The organism is Cognatishimia sp. SS12 (assembly GCF_028369055.1).
Taxonomy (GTDB): Bacteria; Pseudomonadota; Alphaproteobacteria; order Rhodobacterales; family Rhodobacteraceae; genus Cognatishimia.
This window is the reverse complement of the sequence record NZ_JAQNCZ010000002.1, coordinates 24,683-44,790: the sequence shown is the minus strand read 5'-3', so window position 1 is coordinate 44,790 and position 20,108 is coordinate 24,683. Positions and strand designations below refer to the sequence as shown.

Sequence of the window (20,108 nt, the reverse complement as noted above, 5' to 3'; positions counted from 1 at the left end):
CGCGTTATGCGCCGTTTTTCATAGGCTGTTCATTTTGCGCGCCAGTTTCACATCCTGCGCGGACAGCCCGCCCACATCATGCGTGGTCAGCACAACCGTGACCTTGTTGTAGGTGTTGCACCATTCTGGATGATGGTTCCACTTTTCGGCCCAGATCGCAGCTTGGGTCATCCAGCCAAAGGCCTCAACAAAGTTCTCAAACGTGAAGGTCTTGCTGATGGCATCCCGATCTTCCAGCACAGACCAGCCACTGTCCAAAAGCGGGCCAAGCATGGCGTCGCGCGCTGCGGTGCTCAGAATTTCGGTCATTCCTGTTCCTCCCGGTGTTCGTTGCGAAACGGCCCAAAGCGGGTCATCACTTCGATCTCTTCGCTGACGGCCTCCCGCTCTGCGACCAGATATCTGTCAATGGCTTCGGCAAATCCCGGATCAGCGATCCAATGCAATGAGTGGGTTTCTGCAGGCAAATAGCCGCGCGCTAGTTTGTGTTCGCCCTGCGCGCCGGCCTCCACCTTGGCAAGCCCATGGGCAATCGCCCAGTCCATCGCCTGATAATAGCAGACTTCGAAATGCAGGCAGTCATGATGTTCGATACAGCCCCAATAGCGACCAAACAACGTGTCACGCCCGATGAAATTCATGGCCCCGGCGATAGGGCTGCCGTGACGTTCTGCCAGAACCAGCAGGATGTCATCGCGCATGGTCTCATGCATGATGTCAAAGAACGCCCGCGTCAGATAGGGTGATCCCCATTTTCGGCTGCCGGTGTCCTGATAGAACGTCCAGATGGCGTCCCAATGTTCCGGCTGAATTTGGTCCCCGGTATAGTGCCGCAGCTCGCCACCAAAGCGCTGCGCCCGTGCACGTTCTTTGCGGATGGTTTTGCGTTTGCGCGAATTGAGGCTGGCGAGGAACGCATCAAAATTTGGATAGTCGGCATTGGTCCAGTGAAATTGCTGGCCCCGGCGATGCATGAGCCCCAGCGATGCGCCGGTCTCGACCTCGGCGGCGGTGCAAAACGTTGCATGCAACGAGCTGAGCTGATTTCGGTTCGCGATCTCGACCGCGCCTTGCATCAATGCTGCCATTCCGATGTCTTCAAAGCCCGGCCTGACCAGAAAGCGCCGCCCGGTGGCCGGGGTAAAGGGGACAGCAATCTGCAGCTTCGGATAATAGCGCCCGCCGGCGTTCTCATAGGCATGGGCCCAGTTATGATCAAAGATATATTCGCCCTGGCTGTGACCCTTGGCATAAAGCGGTGCGCAGGCGATCAGCTGATGCTCGGTATACGCCGCAAGATATTGCGGCTGCCAGCCCGTGCCCGGACCAACCGACCCGCTGTCTTCCAGCGCCAGCAGAAAGCGGTGGGTGGTAAAGGGATCAAGCGGGCGCTGTCCGGCGCGCGCCGCCGGGTCTGCGCAGGCATCCCAATCGCTCGCCGGAATGCCTTTCAGGCTTGGATGAACCTCAATGGTGATGGCGGTATCGCGCATGTCTGCCCCCTGCCATTCCATAGTTGGCCCCGCCGCTTGCTTAATCAAGCCGGATGGGCGGCAAGATATTGTTCAAAGGTGATGTTTTCTGCAATCTTGCGCGCTTCTGCCTCGTTTTCGGGGCTTTTGACGGTCCAGCACAGGATATGCGCCCCGGCCGCTTTCAGCGCAGCCACACGCGGCCGGGCCAGATCGGCGACCTCATGGCTGATGAAACATGCGCCAACGGCCTCATAATCCGGGATGGCGCGCAAACGGGTGCAGACCGTAGCGGGCAGGGGGGACCAATTTGCCGGATCATAGGCGCTGGTCACAAGGCCACGCGGTACATCGGGCAGCACCTCGGCGAGTTTCGCAACCGAATGCGGGTTAAATGACATCACCGCAAGCGGGCCAGAATACTCCCGCAACACCTCCGCAGCCTTGGTTTCCAGATCGCCCACGTTCGGGCCCATCTGCCCGTCCTGGTCCTTGAACTCGATCAGCAGCGGCACCTGCCCATCCACCAGTGTCAGCACCTCGGCAAGTGTGGGGATTGTTTCATCGCCCCCTTTGAGCCGGATGGTGCTGAGGTCTGCCACGGTGGTGTTGCGAATGCGGCCGGTGCCCTGCGCCAGCCGCTCCAGCCCATAGTCATGAAACACCATCGGCGTGCCATCCTGCGCGGGCTGCAGATCGATTTCGATGCCGTAACCTGCGGCGATGGCCGCGCGGATCGCCGCGCGACTGTTTTCTGGCCGCCCGTCTGACACATCATGCAGCGCGCGATGCGCGATGGGATGTTTGAGAAACCCGGGATCGAGCTGGGTCATTTGATCTGGAAAATGCCTTCGATTTCCACAGCGACCCCAAAAGGCAGCGCGGCCGCGGAGACGGCAGATCGGGCGTGCCGCCCTGCGTCGCCCAACGCTTCGGCCAGGAAATCGGATGCGCCGTTGATGACCTTGGGCTGATCGCCAAATGCGGGGGTCGAATTGACAAAGCCGACCAGTTTGACCACGCGCACCAGTCGATCTAGATCGCCGCCGCAGGCCGCCTTGACCTGCGCGAGCAGCGCAATGGCGCAGGTTTTTGCTGCTTCTGCGCCTGCTTCGGTATCCATCGTGTCACCGAGTTTGCCGATGATCATGCCATTAGCGGTCACGGGAATCTGCCCAGAGACATGCACCAAGTCACCGACCTGAACATAGGGCACATAGTTGGCAGCAGGCGCAGGCGCGTCAGGCAGGGTGATGCCCATTTCGGCCAATTTGGTTTCAAAACCGCTCATGTTGAACTCTCCTTCGCAATTGCGCGCAGGCTAGTGCGGGCCGAAATGAATGAGAAGGGCGAAACGTCACCGACCTTAGTTTTCCCGAAACGCTGTTTCGAAATAGCTGGTGAAGGGTTCCAGCAGATAGGCCAGGGCGGAGCGCTCTTTGATCCTCAAAAAGCTTTGCACCGGCATGCCGGGGCGCAGGGCAACGTCGCTGGGAAGGGCGTCGAGCGCGGCCTCCGACAGCCGTATTTCGGCACTGTAATAGGGCTGGCCGCTGCGGGCATCCTCCAACACATCAGCAGAGATGCGCGTGACCTCTCCGGTCATTTTGGATGTTTGCCGCTGGTCCAGGCCCGGAAAAACGACATCCACCTGTTGCCCAGCATAGGCCTGGTCCGCCTGCGCGGGGGGGAGTTTTACGGTGACGAGGGTCAGCTTGTTTTGCGGTACAATGGCCATCAAGATGTCGGCAGGGCGGATCACAGCGCCCACCGAGTGCACTGCCAGGTCATGTACCACGCCCGAAACAGGCGCGCGGATGATTTTGTCGCCCGCGCGATCTTGCAGATCGGACAAGCGTTCGGTCAATTCGATCTCGCGGTATTGCAGGTCGCGCAGCGTGGTGATTGCCTCTTCTCGATAGGCGGCGGTTGCACGTTCTCTTTCGAGGGTGATTTCGCGGGATTGTCCTTTGGCCTGCGCGCGGACGGCGCGCAATTCGCCGCGCTGCCCGGCCAGGCGCGCCTCTTCACGCTCCAGCGCCAGCACCCGTGCCGCCTGTGTCAGCCCGCGCTCCAGCAAGGTTTTCTGCGAGGCCCGTTCCTTGCTGATGAGGTTGAATTGCCGATCAAGTGCCGTTTCCTGTGCCGTGAGGCCCGCCATGCGGTCATCGATCTGGGCCAATTTGAGCGTGAGCTGCATATGCGTCTGGCGCAGACTGTCCCGGCGCGCAGTGAACAGCCGCGCTTGCCCTTTGATGAGTTCGTCAATGTCGGGGTGGGTTGCCGCCCGGCGCAGCAAGCGGGGCGCAAAGACCGGGGCGCTGAGCCCATCGCGCTCTGCTTCCAGCCGCGCGCGGCGCGCCAGAAGCTCAAACAACTGGCCCTCCATGACGCTGACCTCTGATGCGAGCCGCTGCCCACGCAGGATCAGCAAGGGCTGCCCGGCGCGCACTGTATCCCCTTCGGCGATGCGCAATTCGGCAATTTGCCCGCCTTGGGGGTGCTGAACAAGCTGCCGCGCCGCCGAACTGGTCAACGTGCCTTCGGCGATGATGGCGGCGGCAAGCTGCGTTTGGGCCGCCCAGAGCCCAAAGCCGCCGATCATCACCCAGATCAGGACAAGGCCCATGATCACCAAACGTGGCATATGATCTGCCTCGCGCCGCGCCATCAGCCGGCGAGCCCCGTGGCCTGATTGGGCTGCACATCGGTATGGTTGCTGACGACATTACGCAGGACAGTATCGCGCGGCCCAAAGGATTTCATGGTGCCGCCATCCAGTAGCATCAGCATATCGCATTCGCGAATGGCGGCGGGACGATGCGCCATGATCAGCACCGCGCGGCCCGCGGCCTTGAGCGCACGGATCGCAGCGTTCAGCGCCTCGGCCCCGGGGTGGTCGAGGTTTGAATTCGGCTCATCCAGCACCACCAGGAGCGGTTCGGAATAAAGCGCACGCGCCAGGGCAATGCGTTGGATCTGCCCGCCCGAAAGCGCCTCGCGCCCAGCGTCGATCTGCGTGTCATACCCGTGCGGCAGACCGACAATCATGTCATGGGCATCGGCCCGCTTTGCCGCGGCAACGACGCGGGTGGCGTCGGCTTCAGGGGACAGGCGCGCGATATTCTCGGCGATGGTGCCATCAAAGAGCTGAACGCGCTGCGGCAGATAGCCGATATATTCGCTAAGCGCCTCGGGCGCGTATTGATCAAGGGCAGCGCCGCCAAGCCGTATCGTGCCGCTCACCGGGGCCCAGTTGGCGGTAATCGCCCGCGCCAGAGTCGATTTCCCGGCGGCCGAAGGGCCAATGACGCCCACGGCCTGACCCGGCGTGATTGAAAAAGAAATCAACCGAAGCGTCGGGCGCGTCTGGCCGGGTGGCACAATGGTCAGCCCGTCCACCACAAGATTTGCGCCGGGTTTGGGCAGATCGATGGGCCTGCGAGGCGGCGGATGTTGGGACAACAGACGGGCCAAAGACGCCCAGCCGGACTGCGCCCGCTGCAAAACTTGCCAATTGGCAATCAGTGCCTCGACCGGGGCCAAGGCACGCCCCAGCAGGATCGACCCTGCGATCATGGCACCCGCAGAAAATTGGCCGTGCAGGACCAGATAGGCCCCAAGTCCCAGCATCGCGGATTGCAGGATCAGGCGGCAGACCTTGATAAGCGCATTAAACCGCGCGCCCATGTCAGAGGCGCGCCTGTCTGCGGATCGGGCGTTCTGCCGGGCCTGTCGCCACCGTTCAAAAGCATTGGCTTGCATGCCCAGATTGCGCAGCATTTCAGCTTCGCTGCGTTGCTGTTCGGCCAGGGCGGTGGCGTGTTGCGTTCTTTGGCTCGCCTCTGCCGCTGGACCGCGCGTCAATATCTGGTTCAGGATGGCGAATAAGACCAAAACGCCGCCGCCGCAGAGCGCCAGCAGGCCAAGCAGCGGGTGAAAAAATGAAATCCCTGCCAGGAAAATTGGTGTCCAGGGCAGATCCAGAATCGCAATGCAGGCCGGGGAGCTGAGAAATCGGGTGATCGCCTCTAAGTCCGCAAGCGCCGTATCGCCCTGTGCCCGTTTTCCCTGTGGCGCGGGCGCAAGGGCGGCGTGAAATACGCGCTGCTCAACCTGAGTCTGAAGCCGCGCGGCCACGCGGGCCAAGATCCGGCCACGCAGATAGTCCAGCGCGCCCATCATCACGTAGAGAAACACAACAATCAGGGTCAGGCCAACGAGGGTTTCAACTGATCCACTGCTGAGCACACGATCATAGACCTGCAGCATGTACAGCGGCCCTGTCAGCATCAGCAGATTCGCCACCGCGCTGAACAATGCGACAGCCCAGACATACACACGATAGCGCCTGAGCGCGCTCTGCAATTCCTTCTTGCCAGATGATGAGGCTGTCTCTGTCATGCCGCCTTTCGAATTTCTGAGCATTTGTGCAATTATTTGGCGGGAAAGTGCCTGTTACTGCATTGCAACATCGCCGTGATGAAAACTAAGCTGGGTGTACCCGGGCCCTCGCTGTAAACTAAATGGGGACCAACAGTCTTAAATTGAGAATTACCGTGCTGCCATTTTTCCGCGCCCGGCTGACATCTTTCGGTCGTGCAATCGCTATTTCGCTTTCTTGTCTGATGGTTGCTGCCTGTGCAGCAAACGATGGATCTGTGTCCTCCGACGCGATTTATGACCCGCAAGAGGCGTCGAATCGGAAGGTCCATGAATTCAACCGTAAAGTTGATAAGATTGTCTTTAGGCCGGTTTCCAACGGCTATGGCACGGTCGTGCACGAAGATGCGCGCCTTTTGGTTTCCAACTTTTCCGATCACCTTTCGCTGCCTGCCGATATCGTGAACAACCTGTTGCAGGGCGACCTGAAGGGCGCGGGGGCCAATAGCTTTCGGTTGGTGTTCAACACGGTGTTCGGCCTTGGCGGCATCGGCGATCCGGCCACCGCAGTTCATGTGCCGCGTCGCGAGACCGATTTTGGCGAGACGTTTCATGTTTGGGGCATGAAAGAAGGTGCCTATGTTGAGCTGCCGCTCCTTGGCCCCTCGACAGAGCGCGACACCATCGGGACCATTCTGGATTTCACGCTGGATCCGGTTTCTGTCATTCTGCCGCGCCCGGAAAAATATATCGGCACGGTGGCAAATGTCGCTGACCGCATGGGGCAACGCTATGAGTTGCGGGGCACTATCGATTCCGTGCTCTATGAAAGTGCTGACAGCTATGCGCAGGCCCGCATTCTTTATTTGCAAAATCGCAGGTTTGAACTTGGCGGATCGTCAGAGGCGACCTATCTAGATCCATATGACGATCCTTATGCAGAGTAATAGGTGACGCAATGAAACGACGTGAGTTTATCGCATCTGCCGCAGCGCTGGCGCTGCTGCCGATGCAAGCCTTTGCGCTGACCACGGCGCAGGCAGAAGTTTTGGTGAACAAGGTTGTCGTCGATATCAACCGGGTGATTGCCTCGGGCAAATCCTTGTCCGGCATGATCGCGGATTTTGAGGCGATTTTTAAGCGCTATGGTGATGTGAACATCATCGCGCGTTCTGCGCTGGGCGCGGATGCACGCCGCCTGTCTGCCAGCCAAGAGCGCGCTTATGTGTCGGCCTTCACGGGCTATATCTCGCGCAAATATGGCAAGCGGTTCAATGAATTTGTGGGTGGCCGGATCGAAGTGACCGGCGGGCGCCAGGTCAAAAGCTTCTTTGAGGTGCAGGCGACCGCCATTCTGCCCGGTCAATCGCCGTTTGGCGTGAACTTTCTTGTGTCTGATAAATCCGGCAAAGACCTGTTCTTTGACATGGTGATCGAAGGCATCAGCCTGCGCCTGACCGAAAAGAGCGAAATTGGCGCTATGCTGGATAAGAACCGCGGCAATATCGACGGGTTGATCGCAGATCTGAAAAAAGCGGGCTGAGGCCCGCGGCCTTGCAAAGGAAAACCGGGCAAAGCGCCCGGTTTTTTTGTTTTTGTCGCCGCCTGTTAAGCGTCCTGCCGCGATTTTGGCAGGATGAGATTGAGCAGAATGCCTGCAATCCCCGCCAGACCAATCCCCGAAAGCGTGAAGCTTTCGCCAAAGGGGATCGCCAATCCGCCCAGGCCGATCACCAGGATGACGGAAACAATCACCATATTGCGCGGTTCTGACAGGTCTTCGCTGCCGATCTTGGTCAACACGGTCAGGCCGACAACCGTCACCATGCCGAACATCAGGATCATGATCCCGCCCATCACCGGCATCGGAATGGTCGACAGCGCGCCGCTGATCTTGCCAATGAACGAAAACGCGATCGCAAATAGCGCTGCCCATGTCATCACGGCCGGGTTAAACGCGCGGGTCAGCGTCACGGCCCCGGTGACTTCGGAATATGTGGTGTTGGGTGGCCCACCCAGCAGGCCCGCAAAGGTCGTGGCCAGACCATCGCCCAGCATGGTGTTCTGAATGCCGGGGGTCTTCAGATAGTCTTTCTTGGTGACGCCACCGATGGCGATGATGTCGCCGAAATGCTCGATGGCCGGGGCGATGGCGACGGGCAGGATAAACAGGATCGCGGCCCAGTTAAGCTCTGGCGCAACAAAGGCCGGTATGGCCAGCCAGGGCGCATTGGCAACCGGCGCGGTGTCGATCAGGGTTTGTCCGGTGACGGCCCCCATGATGAGCGCGGCGAGATATCCGGCGATCACGCCAAAAATGATCGGGACAATGCGCATCATGCCTTTGCCGCGCAGGGCAAAGAACACCGTGGTTCCCAGTGAAACACCCGCGAGAATAAGCGCGGTGGATTTCGGCATGATCTGCGTATCCCCCGCAAGGCCCGTCGCCATGTTGATCGCAACAGGCGCCAGCGCAAGACCGATCACCATGATGACCGGGCCAACCACCACAGCCGGCAAGTAACGATGCAGCCAGTCACTGCCAAAGAAACGGATGAGAAAGCTGATCACGACATAGAGCAGGCCCGCTGCGGCAAGACCGCCAGTGGTCGCCGCAAGGCCCCAGGTTTGCACGCCATAGATAATCGGCGCGATAAAGGCGAATGACGACGCCAGAAAGACCGGCACTTTGCCGCGGGTGGTGATCTGAAAGATCAGCGTGCCCAAACCAGCAGTGAACAAGGCAACGCTTGGGTCCAGCCCTGTCAACAATGGCACCAGCACCAGCGCACCAAAGGCCACAAACAACATCTGTGCGCCGACCAATGCCTGCCGGGCGGAAAAATTATACTCTGTAGAATGAATGTCTTGGCTCATGAACCACTCCTTGGGAAAGCTTTGCCTGTGCATAGCCAAAGCGACTGCGGAGGTCATCATGCAAACATGAAAAAAGCCCCAGCTGTTGCTGGGGCAGGAAGGCTTTGTGAAAAGCCGCGGGAAATTCTGTTACCAGTCAGTTGGGCCTTTTTCGGCAAAGGCATTGACCAGAAAATCAATAAAGGCGCGGACCTTGGGCTGGGTAAATCGGCCGGGGGGATACACCGCGTAGATGCCTTGCGTTTCCATCGGAAGCTCGGGGATCGCATCGACGACCAGGCCTTGCTCCATCGCTTCGGCGTAAAGAAAGCTTGGCAGATAGGCGATGCCCAGTCCGGCGATGGCCGCGTTCAGCAGCGATTGCCCGTCATTCACCGACAGCCAGCCCGCGGTGCGGACCTGCCGTTTTTCGCCGGAGGGGGCGGTCAGCTTCCAGACAGCGCCATTGGACTGGCTGGAATAATGCAGCAGCTTGTGCTCGTTCAGATCATCAATCTTTTGCGGCCGCCCGTGTTTTTCCAGATAGTCCGGGCTTGCGATCATGCGTTTGGTGGTTTCGGTCAGCTTGCGGGCCCGCAGTGAGCTGTCTTCCAGCTCGCCAATGCGGATTGCCATGTCAAAGCCTTCCGAGATCAGTTCAACATAGCGGTTGTTCAGCACCATGTTCACGGTGATTTCAGGGAAATCCGCGAGGAATTCGCCCAGCACCGGAGACAGATGATTGACACCAAAATCGGTCGCAACACTGATGCGCAGCAACCCTGATGGCGCGGTTTGCATGGATGTCACCAGTGCATCCGCCTCGCCAGCATCATTCAGAACGCGGCGGGCGCGATCGTAATAGGCAAGGCCAATTTCCGTCGGACTGACGCGCCGCGTGGTGCGATTAAGAAGCCGCGCTCCAAGGCGCGCTTCCAGACTGGAAACATGTTTGGAGACAGCCGATTTAGAGATGCCCATCTTTTTCGCGGCATCCGTAAATCCACCCTGGTCAACGACCGTGGCAAAGGCTTCCATTTCCGTAAGGCGATCCATCTCGCGTTCCTTGATGACATTTCTTGTTCCTTCAATGATTGAACCTGAAATGGGGCATGAAAGGGGCGGGGTGCAGACAATATCTGGGTTTTGTCGCGGATCGTGCAACAGGTGGAAACAGCGCTGTTTCGATTTCAGGGGTGATCCGCGCGCAGCTCAAAGAGAGCACTAAAGGCACGCTGTCCCTCTGGTGTAAACACGAGCGTTCGGCTGTTTTCGATCCGCCGCGTCCATCCGCGCGTTATAAAATGGGACAGAAAGGCGCGGCCCAATTGCCCGGCCAGATGAGATGTCCGGGCGCTCCAATCCAAACAGGCGCGACAAAGCGGGGCTTTGCTTGGGGGCAGGGACGCCAAATCAATCCCGAATTCGGAAACAAAAGCCTTGCCGGATTCTGTCAAGATTATGGCGTTTGGGTTTGCGTTGATGTGACCGCGCCGCAAAAGCGAGTCGTACATTGCAACGCCCATGTCCCCGGCAAGATGGTCATAACACACGCGCGCGCGCCGCATCGCGACATCGCGCGGCCCGGGCCGGCTGCGCAATTGGCCGTGCCCGGCGGCCAGACCCATCAGCGCCTCCAGCGTTTCGGCCACTGCGTCGCTGGTCAATGAAAAGTATTTGTGCCGCCCCGACTTGCGCGGCGCGACCAATCCGCCACGCTCAAGTTTGGCCAGGTGGCTGCTGGCCGTTTGCGGGGTGACACCAGCCTCAAGCGCCAATTCACTGGCTGTGAGGGCCTTGCCGCTCATCAGTGCCGTCAAAATGTTGGCGCGCGCGGGATCACCGATCAGCGCGGCGACTTCGGCGATATTCGGACCTTCTTTCATACTTCGATCATTGCCGAAGCATGCCCGCAGGGCAAGTGCCTATACTTCGAGAAAACAGGAGACCCCCATGCTGACCTGCATCATTCGCTACCATATCGATCCCACAAAGCACGCCCAATTTGCGCAATATGCCCGCAACTGGGGCACAGCCATCCCGCGCAACGGCGCGGACCTGATTGGCTATTATGCCCCGCACGAAGGGTCCACCACATTGGCCTATGGGATCTATAATGTCGCGAGCCTCGCCGATTACGAAGCCTATCGCGCGCGGCTCGCTGCGGACCCTCTCGGGCGAGAAAACTATGAATTTGCCCAATCCGAGCGTTTCATATTGCGTGAGGACCGGACATTTCTGAAACTGGTGTCAGCGCCACATGGGGACACGCGATGATTGCCGTCATATTCGAAGTGGAAATCGCCGACGGGCGCAAAGCGGATTATCTGGCCATTGCCGAAGAGCTGAAGCCGCTGCTGTCGCAGATCGATGGGTTCATCTCGGTTGAACGCTTTCAAAGTCTCACAAATCCCGGCAAGCTTCTGTCGCTGTCCTATTATCGCGACGAAACCGCGCTGGATGCCTGGCGGCAGCTCGACAAACACCGCGGCGCGCAGACGGCCGGGCGCGCAGGGATCTTCCGCGACTACCGCCTCAAGGTGCTTCACGTGATGCGTGATTACGGCATGACGGATCGCGCGGAGGCCCCGCAGGACAGCCGCGCAACCCATGGCTGACAGGGTTCAGAGAGTCGCGGCCAGCCGGACGCCCTGATCAATCGCGCGTTTGGCATCCAGTTCCGCCGCCACATCCGCCCCGCCAATCACATGGCAGCTACGCCCTTCTTCGATCAGCGCGTCTGCGAGGCTGCGCTCGGGCAACTGGCCCGCACAGATGACCACCGTGTCCACATGAAGCACCTCGGGCCGTTCGCGGGCCGCGCCAAAGCTGATGTGCAATCCGGCATCGTCGATTTTCTCGTAATTGACGCCGCCGAGCATGCGCACATCCTTGTGGCGCAAAGCCATGCGGTGAATCCAGCCTGTGGTCTTGCCCAGATCTTTGCCAAGCGCCTTGGCGCGGCGTTGCAGAAGCACAACCTTGCGGGCGGGCGGTGCAGGCTGCGCGCCTTCGGGCGCGATGCCGCCGCGATGCTCTGCCGGATCGGCCACGCCCCATTCCTGCATCCAGTCCGGGATGGACAGGCTTGGGCTCTCGCCCGCATGCACCAGATATTCGGCGACATCAAAGCCGATACCGCCCGCGCCGATGATGGCGACATTCTGCCCGACATCAGCCTGCCCGCGCAGCACGTCCAGATATCCCACGACTTTCGGGTGGGTAATGCCCGCGATATCCGGCACCCGCGGCGATACCCCGGTGGCAATGATCACCTCGTCAAACCCACGCAATCTCTCTGCTGTGACGGATGCGCCCAGCTTGCGGGTGACGCCGAGTTCGGTGAGCATCGTGTCAAACCAATTGACGAGGCCAAAGAACTCTTCTTTGCCGGGCACCTGTTTGGCAACGTTGAGTTGCCCGCCAATCTGATCGGCGCGGTCAAACAATGTGACCCTATGGCCGCGTTCGGCGGCTGTCATCGCGGCTGAGAGGCCTGCCGGGCCAGCGCCGACTACAGCGACGGTTTTGTGGGTCTCTGCCTTAGTGATGGTAATCTCGGTTTCATAGCAGGCGCGGGGGTTCACGAGGCAGGTCGAGATTTTGCCGCTGAACGTGTGATCAAGGCAGGCCTGATTGCAGGCGATGCAAGGCGCGATGGTATCTGCGCGCCCGGCCAGGGCCTTGGCGATGAAATGGCTGTCGGCCAGAAAGGGGCGCGCCATGCTGACCATATCGGCGCAGCCCTCGGCCAGCACGGTTTCGACCACGGCTGGCGTGTTGATACGGTTGCTGGCAATGATGGGGATCGACACTTTGCCCATCAATTTCTGTGTCACCCAGGCAAAAGCGCGGCGCGGCACGCTGGTGGCAATCGTGGGAATGCGCGCTTCGTGCCAGCCGATGCCGGTATTGAGCAGCGTCGCGCCCGCCGCTTCGATCGCTTGCGCCAGCGTCACCACCTCGTCGTGGGTGGACCCCTCGGGCACCAGATCAATCATGCTGATGCGATAGATAATGATGAAGTCCGGCCCAACCGCGTCGCGGCACCGGCGCACCACCTCCAGCGGCAGGCGCATGCGGTTCTCATAGCTGCCGCCCCATCGGTCGGTGCGCTTGTTGGTGTGGCGCACGAGGAACTGATTGAGGAAATACCCCTCAGATCCCATGATCTCAACGCCGTCATAGCCCGCCTCGCGGGCGCGCAGGGTGGCCGTTACGAAATCAGCGATCTGCTTTTCGATGCCCGCTTCGTCCAGCTCTTTGGGCGGGAAGGGAGAGATCGGGGATTTGATCGCCGAGGCGCTGACGCAATTCGGCCCGTAGGCATAGCGCCCGGCATGCAGGATCTGCATCGCGATTTTGCCGCCATTGGCGTGCACGCGGTCGGTGACAATGCGGTGATTGGCGATGTCCTGATCGCTGAACAGGCCTGCCGCGCCGGGAAAAACGCCGCCTTCGGCATTTGGGGCCATGCCCCCTGTCACCATCAGGCCAACACCGCCGCGCGCCCGATCGGCGTAAAATTCGGCGACGCGATTCCAATCTTTGGTTTCTTCCAGACCCGTGTGCATTGAGCCCATCAACACACGGTTTTTCAGCGTGGTGAACCCCAGGTCGAGCGGGGCAAAAAGATGTGGATGGCCGGTCATGTCATTCTCCGAAAGTCTTGCGGAAAGACTGCCGGGTTTGCCCAGTGCTGTCATTGGCTACGTGACGTAAAGGGCGGTTGCGTCAACCTTTTGTTCAGCTCGTTTCCAGACAATGGCGGCGGAAGGCGCGTTTGAGCATATCAAGTTCGGCGCGCAGCAGGTCCATTTCGGCGCGAATATCCTCGGCCAGGGGTTCGCCAGCGACAATGGTGATCGTGTCCAATGTCTGCTGCGCCTGCTGATCGCGGATCAGGATGGTATGGACGCCATCTGCGATCAGCGTCGCGGGGATCGGAATGCGCAAATTCCAATGGCCTTCACCACGTTCGGTCAGGCCGATTTTTTCGAGCGGCTTGTCTTGATGCGTCACTTCGAGGATCGGTTGATCTGCGTCCGCTGTCTCGGCGGTGACAATGCCTTCCCACATGCCTTCCAGAAGGCGGGTCTTGCTGATGCTATAGGCGCTCATCGTGGTTTCCTTTCTCGCCTCAGACTTCGGCGCGAGGGCGGCGGCTGAAGGTGACATCCCGCAGGATCACTTGGTTCATTTCCGGCCCCTCGAAAATCAGATCAATCCAGGCCTTTTCAATGCGTTTTTCATTCAGGCGCGAATAGGCAAGGTCAAATTCGACCATGATGTCTTCTTCGTGCAACGGCAGTTCACGCACGATCTGTTCGGTATTGGGACCATGTTTGATGTTGAGGCGCGCAAAAATTTCCAGTGGTTTTTCCATCTCTACAATGGTGTCCATGCGCACAAGGTAATGTTTGTTCAGATTGCTCAACGCCTCTTCGGGCAGTTCGATCACCAGCGACAGGAACGAGCCGTCAAAGCGGAAAACATCCAGGCGCAGCCCAAAAGGCGCAAGATCCTTTTCGCGCAGGTTGCGCAGCTGGCGCAGGGTCAGTTCCGAGATTTTGCAGTCGTGAAACAGCGTGACCTCATCGCCCAGGCCCTCCTGGCTTTGGACGGCCACCATGCCCTGAACGGGCAGGCTTTCACGCCACAGATGCGGGCGCCAGGCCCAATCGGTCCCATGGGGTTTATGGAAGGTGTTTGACCCGATGATCGGCAGGGCCAGACGGCCATCCGCAATTGAGATCAGGGTATCAAGATGTGCGCGCAGCCGCCGCGCGGCAAACCGGCGTCGCCGCAGCTGTGCCAGGTCAGCTTCGGACGCTTCTTGCGCGGCCTGTGCCCAAAACCGGGCCACGCCGCGTTGAAAGAACTTCTGAAGTAGACTGCGCGATTGCTGTCCCATACGGCCCCGTTCCGTCTTTCGTCTCTTTGAGCGCGCTGTTCTCGGAAACAATTCGCGCCGCTGTTAATGATTGTGTAGCCGATTGGTTTATATGAGACAAACGCCCAATTCCGGGCCGGAGCATTCCAGCGTATTTTGTGACCGATCAGATGCGGTCAGCGCGGGGTTAACGCAGGCGGCTTGACCGCTGCGTGTTGCGCGCCAGTTCTTCCAGCAAAACACGGCCGGCATCGCCCAGAACGGCGCCGTTCTCCGGGCCATACACCGCAAAGGTGACAAGCCGTTCATTCAGCAAAAGCGCCCCGCGCCAATGGGTTGGGTCCGCCCCGGCAAGCGTTTGTGCGCGCGCGTCGGTGATGCGTTTGACCGTCAGGCCATTGATACGGCTGTCAAATCGCTGACCTTCGCCCAAAGCAGCCCCGAGATCTCTGGGCAGGCTGCCTTCGGTCAGCGGGCTGCTGATGCTGACCGTCAGAATGCCCCGATCCTGCGGGTGCTGCGCCGGGGCCCCTTGCAACGTGCCGCATTCGGCGATCAGCGCGAAATGCGCCGTGCCAATAACTGCCGGGTCAACGCAGTAATGTTTCGGTGCTTTGACGATAACCGCGCCATCCGCGAGCTTGCGCTGGCGCAAAAGGTTCGCATTGTCGCGTTCCGGCCGCTCAAGCCCAGACAGGAACCCGCGCCGCTCGGTGCTATCGCCGCTGACCGTGGGCACACATGCGGTCAGTGCCCCGAAGACCAGAACAGAAAGCGCGATGGTGCGAAGATTGGAAAGGCGCGACATATGGACCCCGAAATTCTGATGGCAAAGGGATAGCCCAAGGGGGAAATTCCAGCAAGCAAAGCGCTGTACCTATAGGCTGAAACTCGCTAGGTGAAGGGCATGTCGCGATATCAGAACCATCAGCAATTGATTGATCCGGCCCGTGCCAGCGCAGGGGTGCCGCGTCTGCTTTTGGGGTTTTTGTGCCTGATGATTGCCAGCACAGCGCTGAACCTGGCGCTGGTCCAGATCTTGCGGGATGCCTCCGAAGGCTCAACCTTGATGGCTGAGCTGCGTGACGGCACATCGGCCCGCGCTGTCTTGATCACGCTTTTTGCCTTTCTTGCGCCTGCCGCCGCGCTCTGGGTGGTGACACGCCTTGTGCACCGCCGCTCGATCCTTGGGCTTGTCGGGCCGCTGCGCATCGCCTTTCGCGATTTCTTCAAGGTGTTGCGCCCGGCGCTTGTGTTGGTGGCGGTGGTGTTCATCCTGCCCACCCCCGAGGCGCTGAAGCCGCAATTTCACATGGGGTTTGCCAGCTGGCTTTTGCTATTGCCACTTGGGCTGGCCGCAATTTTTGTTCAGATCAGCACCGAAGAGCTGATCTTTCGTGGGTATCTTCAAAGCCAGCTGGCGGCGCGGTTTGCCCATCCCGTGGTTTGGTTGGCAGTTCCCAGTGTGCTTTTTGGCTTGCTGCACTACGCGCCGGGGACCTATGGCGATAACGCCATACTTGTTGCGGTTTGGGCGACCGCGTTTGGGGTGATCGCGGCGGATTTGACCGCGCGGGCGGGCAACCTTGGCCCGGCATTGGCGCTGCACTTCGTCAATAATGTCGCCTCGATCCTGATCATGTCGTTTTATGGCTACTGGGATGGCCTTGCGTTGTTGCACGTCGGCTATGGGCCGGGTGACACGGATATCCTGCGCATGGCATTGGTCATTGAATTGCCCTTTCTTCTGTGCTTTTGGCTTGTGGGGCGCATTGCCATCAGGCGTTGATTGCAATTCCTGTCATTGCAGCTTATCTCGTGAATGTTTCGCGAATTAGGGGTACTTCGTATGAACTGGATCACAAATTACGTCCGTCCTCGGATCAATTCGATTTTCTCGCGCCGTGAGGTGCCGGAAAATCTGTGGTCCAAATGCGGCGAATGCGGCACCATGCTGTTTCACCGTGAGCTGAAAGAAAACCTGAACGTCTGCACGCAATGTGATCATCACATGGCCATTTCCCCGCGTGACCGGTTTGAGGCGTTGTTTGACGGCGGCATTTTCACCGAAGTTTCTGTACCGGCACCAATCACTGACCCGCTGCAGTTCAAAGACCAGAAAAAATACCCCGAGCGCATGAAAGCCGCGCAAAAGAAAACCGGCGAAAAAGAAGCGATGCTGGTGGCCGAGGGCGACATTGGCCGCACGCCGATCGTGGCCTGCGCACAGGATTTTTCGTTCATGGGCGGTTCGATGTCGATGTATGTCGGCAATGCCATTCTGGCGGCGGCAGAACGTGCGGTGGCGATGAAACGCCCGCTGGTTCTGTTTTCCGCGGCGGGCGGCGCGCGTATGCAAGAGGGCATCCTTGGCCTCATGCAAATGCCTCGCACCACCATTGCAGTTCAGATGCTGAAAGAAGCCGGTCTGCCCTATATCGTTGTGCTGACCCATCCAACCACCGGGGGTGTGACTGCCTCTTATGCGATGCTTGGTGATGTGCAGATTGCGGAGCCAAACGCGCTGATCGGCTTTGCCGGCGCGCGCGTTATTCAGCAAACCATTGGCGAGCAACTTCCCGAAGGTTTCCAGCGTGCCGAATACCTGTTGGATCACGGTATGTTGGACCGTGTGACCAAACGGACCGAGCTGCGGGAAGAGCTGATCACGATTGTGCGGATGCTGATGGATCTGCCGCCTGCGGTCAGTGGCGATTTGCCATCGCCCGAGCAGGTTGCCGAGGCTGAAAAGGCGACGGCCGAAGCGCCAGCGCCGGCGGACGCCAAAGCCTGATCCCTGTTGCCGTTGAGCTTGGCGTGGAATTTCGCTAAGGCCGTAGCCAGCTGAAATTTCACGGATACTGCCATGGCTGACCACACCTCTGACGCCATTTTGCAGCGCATGATGGCGTTGCACCCCAAGGTTATTGATCTGACGCTGGATCGCATGTGGCGTCTGCTTGCGGCGCTGGGCAATCCGCAGGATCAGCTGCCGCCGGTGATTCACATTGCCGGGACCAATGGCAAAGGGTCCACTTTGGCGATGATCCGCGCCGGGATTGAGGCGATGGGCAAGACCGCCCATGCCTATACGTCCCCACATCTGGCGCGGTTTCACGAACGTATTCGTCTGGCCGGAGAGTTGATCTCTGAGGATGCGCTGACCGAAATCCTCGATGAGTGTTATGCCAAGAACGGCGGCACCGATATCACTTATTTCGAAATCACCACCTGCGCCGCGCTCCTGGCCTTTGCGCGCACGCCGGCGGATTACACTTTGCTTGAGGTCGGGCTGGGGGGGCGTCTGGACGCCACAAATGTGATGACACCCAAGGTCAGCGTGATCACCCCGGTGTCGATTGACCATGAGCAATTCCTGGGCAATACGCTGGCCAAGATCGCTGGTGAAAAGGCGGGGATCATCAAACGCGGCGTGCCCTGTGTGGTCGGCCCGCAGAAGGATGACGCGCTGGAGGTGATTGAAGCCACCGCTATGCGGCTGGGCGCGCCGCTACTCGCATATGGGCAGCACTGGCATGTCAGCACCGAACGCGGCCGTTTGATTTTCCAAGACGACACCGGCCTGCTGGACTTGCCGATGCCCGCGCTTTTGGGCGCGCATCAGGTGATCAACGCGGGGGCCGCGCTGGCCACCCTGCGCCATCTGGGTGCGGATGAAGCGGCCTGCGAGGCGGCGATGTGCGAGGCGCATTGGCCCGCGCGTATGCAACGATTGAAAACCGGCCCGCTGGTTGAGGCGGCGCCAGAGATTGAACTGTGGCTGGACGGTGGGCACAACGCCGCCGCGGGCGAGGCGATTGCTGCGCTTTTGGCAACGCTGCCAGAGCGGGAAACCCACCTGATTTGCGGCATGTTGAACACCAAGGATATCGCCGGATATCTCAGCCCGATGAAGCCACATGTGGCACGCTTGACCGCTGTGTCGATCCCGGGTGAGGCCAATACGCTCCCGGCGGAGGCGACGGCCTTGGCAGCCACTCAGGTCGGTATGCCAGCCGAAATTTCCGAAGATGTCGCCAGCGCTCTTAGCAAGATCGCGGCACAGTCGCCGCGGGCTCGGGTGCTGATTTGCGGCTCCCTTTATCTTGCGGGGGCGGTGCTGCGCGAAAACGGATAATTTTTTTGCGGCGTAAGCCGTTGAAACGACTCAGTTCTACGAATCGGCACCTGCCCGATTCGCGGAAATCGAATCATCACCTCTTGACCGATTCGATTCGGGTGCCGTATAGTCGGTTCAATGAACTTTTTTCAATGATGGCAGTGGGATAGAGGTGGCCGAGCAGCGCATCTATTCCTAAATGCAGGCAAAAATTCATCGAGTTTCAGGGGATGCTTCGGCGTCCCCTGTTTCGTTTCTATATGGCGCTATTGGCCCGAATCTCGGCCCCAATCCGCATCCTGCATTTCGCGCAACCGGCTGGCGGTGCGTTCAAATTCAAACGTGCCTTCGCCTTCCAGATAGAGCATTTCAGGCTGCGCAGCGGCAGAGCAGATCAGCCGGACCTTGGCCTCATACAGCGCGTCAATCAGCGTCACGAAGCGCTTCGCTTCGTTAAAGTTATTGCGGCTGAGGTTGGGGATATCCTCAAGCACCAGCACTTTCAGGGCCTCTGCGATGGCAAGGTAGTCGGCAGGCCCCAGCATCTTGCCGCAGAGATCAAAGAAACTGGCGCGGCCCACGCCGTTGCGATAGGCGGGGATTTCAACTTCGCGTCCCTTTACGGTCAGCATCAAGGGGCGTGCATTGCCGCCGCTGAGGTCTTCGAAAATTTGACGCATCTGCGCGCTGGCCTCGCCGCGGGCTTGCACGAAATAGACCTGTTTGCCGGACAGGCGGTTTTGCCGATAATCCGTGGGCGACACCATTTCCCAAACCACCATCTGGTCTTTCAAAATGTCGATGAAGGGCAAGAAAAGCTGCCGGTTCAGGCCGTTTTTGTAAAGGTCATCGGGCACCCGGTTTGAGGTGGTGACAACCGTGACGCCCGCGTCAAACAGCATCTCAAACAGCCGTCCGACAATCATCGCGTCGGTGATGTCAGTGATCTGCATTTCATCAAAGGCCAACAGCCGCACATCCTCGGCCACTTTGGCGGCAACCGGGGCCAGCGCATCTTCCACCCCGTCTTGGCGTGCCGCATGCATGCCGGCGTGAATTTCCTGCATGAAGGCGTGAAAATGCACGCGCCGCGCGGGCACGTCGAGGTGATCAACAAAAAGATCCATCAACATGGACTTGCCGCGCCCGACACCGCCCCACAGATACAGGCCTTTGACCGGCTCAATCTTGGGTTTTTTGAACCAGGATCGTTTGGGCACCGGGGCGTTCAGGGCCGCACGGATTCGGTCAAATTCAGGCAGCACCGCTTCTTGCGCCGGGTCATGCGAAAGTTTGCCCTGGGTCACCAGGTCCGAATAAATCTGTTCGAGCGTTTTCATGCGCTTTGGATAGCCTGCCGCGCAGAATTTGGGAAGCGGCGCAG

General features: G+C 59.4%; 21 protein-coding genes. 7 read left to right on the top strand and 14 right to left on the bottom strand.

Going from position 1 to position 20,108, the window contains the following annotated elements:
- Window positions 1–18: 18 nt before the first annotated feature.
- From N6L24_RS04795 to N6L24_RS04770, 6 genes are all read right to left on the bottom strand, one after another.
- Window positions 19–309, bottom strand: coding sequence for a 4a-hydroxytetrahydrobiopterin dehydratase (locus tag N6L24_RS04795; RefSeq protein ID WP_271843522.1), 291 nt, complete (start codon window positions 307–309; stop codon window positions 19–21).
- Window positions 306–1,493, bottom strand: coding sequence for a GNAT family N-acetyltransferase (locus N6L24_RS04790; RefSeq protein WP_271843521.1), 1,188 nt, complete (start codon window positions 1,491–1,493; stop codon window positions 306–308). Before N6L24_RS04790 ends, N6L24_RS04795 begins: the two co-directional genes overlap by 4 nt.
- A gap of 44 nt (window positions 1,494–1,537) precedes the next feature.
- On the bottom strand, window positions 1,538–2,305 hold the full coding sequence (locus tag N6L24_RS04785; protein WP_271843520.1) for a glycerophosphodiester phosphodiesterase family protein: 768 nt from the start codon (window positions 2,303–2,305) through the stop codon (window positions 1,538–1,540).
- Entirely contained in the window at window positions 2,302–2,763 is a 462-nt protein-coding gene (locus N6L24_RS04780) for a RidA family protein (RefSeq protein ID WP_271843519.1), read from the bottom strand. The genes N6L24_RS04785 and N6L24_RS04780 overlap by 4 nt, the downstream gene beginning before the upstream one ends.
- A 75-nt stretch (window positions 2,764–2,838) precedes the next feature.
- On the bottom strand, window positions 2,839–4,119 hold the full coding sequence (locus tag N6L24_RS04775) for an HlyD family type I secretion periplasmic adaptor subunit (RefSeq protein WP_271843518.1): 1,281 nt from the start codon (window positions 4,117–4,119) through the stop codon (window positions 2,839–2,841).
- Between the two features lie 23 nt (window positions 4,120–4,142).
- Window positions 4,143–5,876: a type I secretion system permease/ATPase gene (locus tag N6L24_RS04770; protein ID WP_271843517.1), complete on the bottom strand. Its 1,734-nt coding sequence runs from the start codon at window positions 5,874–5,876 to the stop codon at window positions 4,143–4,145.
- A 257-nt stretch (window positions 5,877–6,133) separates the two neighbouring features.
- Here N6L24_RS04770 and N6L24_RS04765 point away from each other — a divergent pair, with 257 nt between their 5' ends.
- Window positions 6,134–6,802 carry an MlaA family lipoprotein gene (locus N6L24_RS04765; RefSeq protein WP_271843516.1) on the top strand — a complete coding sequence of 223 codons (669 nt, stop codon included), beginning with the start codon at window positions 6,134–6,136 and terminating at the stop codon, window positions 6,800–6,802.
- A gap of 11 nt (window positions 6,803–6,813) precedes the next feature.
- Window positions 6,814–7,398: an MlaC/ttg2D family ABC transporter substrate-binding protein gene (locus tag N6L24_RS04760; protein ID WP_271843515.1), complete on the top strand. Its 585-nt coding sequence runs from the start codon at window positions 6,814–6,816 to the stop codon at window positions 7,396–7,398.
- Window positions 7,399–7,463: 65 nt separating this feature from the next.
- On the opposite strand, the gene N6L24_RS04755 is transcribed toward N6L24_RS04760, so the two are convergent.
- From N6L24_RS04755 to N6L24_RS04745, 3 genes are all read right to left on the bottom strand, one after another.
- Window positions 7,464–8,732: a uracil-xanthine permease family protein gene (locus N6L24_RS04755; protein WP_271843514.1), complete on the bottom strand. Its 1,269-nt coding sequence runs from the start codon at window positions 8,730–8,732 to the stop codon at window positions 7,464–7,466.
- Between the two features lie 129 nt (window positions 8,733–8,861).
- On the bottom strand, window positions 8,862–9,767 hold the full coding sequence (locus N6L24_RS04750; protein ID WP_271843513.1) for a LysR family transcriptional regulator: 906 nt from the start codon (window positions 9,765–9,767) through the stop codon (window positions 8,862–8,864).
- Window positions 9,768–9,901: 134 nt separating this feature from the next.
- On the bottom strand, window positions 9,902–10,597 hold the full coding sequence (locus N6L24_RS04745) for an ArsR/SmtB family transcription factor (protein ID WP_271843512.1): 696 nt from the start codon (window positions 10,595–10,597) through the stop codon (window positions 9,902–9,904).
- Between the two features lie 67 nt (window positions 10,598–10,664).
- Here N6L24_RS04745 and N6L24_RS04740 point away from each other — a divergent pair, with 67 nt between their 5' ends.
- Together N6L24_RS04740 and N6L24_RS04735 are read left to right on the top strand one after the other, a co-directional pair.
- On the top strand, window positions 10,665–10,988 hold the full coding sequence (locus tag N6L24_RS04740) for an NIPSNAP family protein (RefSeq protein WP_271843511.1): 324 nt from the start codon (window positions 10,665–10,667) through the stop codon (window positions 10,986–10,988).
- Entirely contained in the window at window positions 10,985–11,329 is a 345-nt protein-coding gene (locus N6L24_RS04735; protein WP_271843510.1) for an antibiotic biosynthesis monooxygenase family protein, read from the top strand. The genes N6L24_RS04740 and N6L24_RS04735 overlap by 4 nt, the downstream gene beginning before the upstream one ends.
- A 6-nt stretch (window positions 11,330–11,335) precedes the next feature.
- Here N6L24_RS04735 and N6L24_RS04730 read toward each other — a convergent pair whose 3' ends face one another.
- The 4 genes from N6L24_RS04730 to N6L24_RS04715 form a co-directional block, all read right to left on the bottom strand.
- Entirely contained in the window at window positions 11,336–13,363 is a 2,028-nt protein-coding gene (locus N6L24_RS04730) for an NADPH-dependent 2,4-dienoyl-CoA reductase (protein WP_271843509.1), read from the bottom strand.
- A 94-nt stretch (window positions 13,364–13,457) separates the two neighbouring features.
- Window positions 13,458–13,832, bottom strand: coding sequence for a hypothetical protein (locus tag N6L24_RS04725; protein ID WP_271843508.1), 375 nt, complete (start codon window positions 13,830–13,832; stop codon window positions 13,458–13,460).
- 19 nt (window positions 13,833–13,851) lie between these two features.
- Complete coding sequence (locus tag N6L24_RS04720; RefSeq protein ID WP_271843507.1) at window positions 13,852–14,625, bottom strand: DUF6478 family protein; 774 nt, start codon at window positions 14,623–14,625, stop codon at window positions 13,852–13,854.
- 166 nt (window positions 14,626–14,791) lie between these two features.
- Entirely contained in the window at window positions 14,792–15,412 is a 621-nt protein-coding gene (locus tag N6L24_RS04715; RefSeq protein WP_271843506.1) for a hypothetical protein, read from the bottom strand.
- A 99-nt stretch (window positions 15,413–15,511) separates the two neighbouring features.
- On the opposite strand from N6L24_RS04715, the gene N6L24_RS04710 reads away from it, so the two are divergent.
- The 3 genes from N6L24_RS04710 to N6L24_RS04700 all read left to right on the top strand — a co-directional run bounded on the left by N6L24_RS04710 (window position 15,512) and on the right by N6L24_RS04700 (window position 18,742).
- Window positions 15,512–16,393 (top strand): CPBP family intramembrane glutamic endopeptidase, encoded by an 882-nt coding sequence (locus N6L24_RS04710; RefSeq protein ID WP_271843505.1) that lies wholly within the window; start codon window positions 15,512–15,514, stop codon window positions 16,391–16,393.
- A gap of 60 nt (window positions 16,394–16,453) precedes the next feature.
- Window positions 16,454–17,398 (top strand): acetyl-CoA carboxylase, carboxyltransferase subunit beta, encoded by a 945-nt coding sequence (gene accD, locus N6L24_RS04705; RefSeq protein WP_271843504.1) that lies wholly within the window; start codon window positions 16,454–16,456, stop codon window positions 17,396–17,398.
- 72 nt (window positions 17,399–17,470) lie between these two features.
- Complete coding sequence (locus N6L24_RS04700; protein WP_271843503.1) at window positions 17,471–18,742, top strand: bifunctional folylpolyglutamate synthase/dihydrofolate synthase; 1,272 nt, start codon at window positions 17,471–17,473, stop codon at window positions 18,740–18,742.
- A 248-nt stretch (window positions 18,743–18,990) separates the two neighbouring features.
- Here N6L24_RS04700 and zapE read toward each other — a convergent pair whose 3' ends face one another.
- On the bottom strand, window positions 18,991–20,064 hold the full coding sequence (zapE, locus tag N6L24_RS04695; protein ID WP_271843502.1) for a cell division protein ZapE: 1,074 nt from the start codon (window positions 20,062–20,064) through the stop codon (window positions 18,991–18,993).
- Between the last annotated feature and the right edge of the window lie 44 nt (window positions 20,065–20,108).

Excerpts from the sequence above, each read along its gene's own strand:
- N6L24_RS04740 (WP_271843511.1), top strand. The coding sequence starts at position 10,665 with ATGCTGACCTGCATCATTCGCTACCATATCGATCCCACAAAGCACGCC.
- N6L24_RS04715 (WP_271843506.1), bottom strand. The coding sequence starts at position 15,412 with ATGTCGCGCCTTTCCAATCTTCGCACCATCGCGCTTTCTGTTCTGGTC.
- N6L24_RS04755 (WP_271843514.1), bottom strand. The coding sequence starts at position 8,732 with ATGAGCCAAGACATTCATTCTACAGAGTATAATTTTTCCGCCCGGCAG.
- N6L24_RS04700 (WP_271843503.1), top strand. The coding sequence starts at position 17,471 with ATGGCTGACCACACCTCTGACGCCATTTTGCAGCGCATGATGGCGTTG.
- N6L24_RS04775 (WP_271843518.1), bottom strand. The coding sequence starts at position 4,119 with ATGCCACGTTTGGTGATCATGGGCCTTGTCCTGATCTGGGTGATGATC.
- N6L24_RS04725 (WP_271843508.1), bottom strand. The coding sequence starts at position 13,832 with ATGAGCGCCTATAGCATCAGCAAGACCCGCCTTCTGGAAGGCATGTGG.
- N6L24_RS04785 (WP_271843520.1), bottom strand. The coding sequence starts at position 2,305 with ATGACCCAGCTCGATCCCGGGTTTCTCAAACATCCCATCGCGCATCGC.
- zapE (WP_271843502.1), bottom strand. The coding sequence starts at position 20,064 with ATGAAAACGCTCGAACAGATTTATTCGGACCTGGTGACCCAGGGCAAA.
- N6L24_RS04730 (WP_271843509.1), bottom strand. The coding sequence starts at position 13,363 with ATGACCGGCCATCCACATCTTTTTGCCCCGCTCGACCTGGGGTTCACC.
- N6L24_RS04710 (WP_271843505.1), top strand. The coding sequence starts at position 15,512 with ATGTCGCGATATCAGAACCATCAGCAATTGATTGATCCGGCCCGTGCC.
- N6L24_RS04760 (WP_271843515.1), top strand. The coding sequence starts at position 6,814 with ATGAAACGACGTGAGTTTATCGCATCTGCCGCAGCGCTGGCGCTGCTG.
- N6L24_RS04720 (WP_271843507.1), bottom strand. The coding sequence starts at position 14,625 with ATGGGACAGCAATCGCGCAGTCTACTTCAGAAGTTCTTTCAACGCGGC.
- N6L24_RS04790 (WP_271843521.1), bottom strand. The coding sequence starts at position 1,493 with ATGCGCGATACCGCCATCACCATTGAGGTTCATCCAAGCCTGAAAGGC.
- N6L24_RS04770 (WP_271843517.1), bottom strand. The coding sequence starts at position 5,876 with ATGACAGAGACAGCCTCATCATCTGGCAAGAAGGAATTGCAGAGCGCG.
- accD (WP_271843504.1), top strand. The coding sequence starts at position 16,454 with ATGAACTGGATCACAAATTACGTCCGTCCTCGGATCAATTCGATTTTC.
- N6L24_RS04795 (WP_271843522.1), bottom strand. The coding sequence starts at position 309 with ATGACCGAAATTCTGAGCACCGCAGCGCGCGACGCCATGCTTGGCCCG.
- N6L24_RS04780 (WP_271843519.1), bottom strand. The coding sequence starts at position 2,763 with ATGAGCGGTTTTGAAACCAAATTGGCCGAAATGGGCATCACCCTGCCT.
- N6L24_RS04750 (WP_271843513.1), bottom strand. The coding sequence starts at position 9,767 with ATGGATCGCCTTACGGAAATGGAAGCCTTTGCCACGGTCGTTGACCAG.
- N6L24_RS04735 (WP_271843510.1), top strand. The coding sequence starts at position 10,985 with ATGATTGCCGTCATATTCGAAGTGGAAATCGCCGACGGGCGCAAAGCG.
- N6L24_RS04745 (WP_271843512.1), bottom strand. The coding sequence starts at position 10,597 with ATGAAAGAAGGTCCGAATATCGCCGAAGTCGCCGCGCTGATCGGTGAT.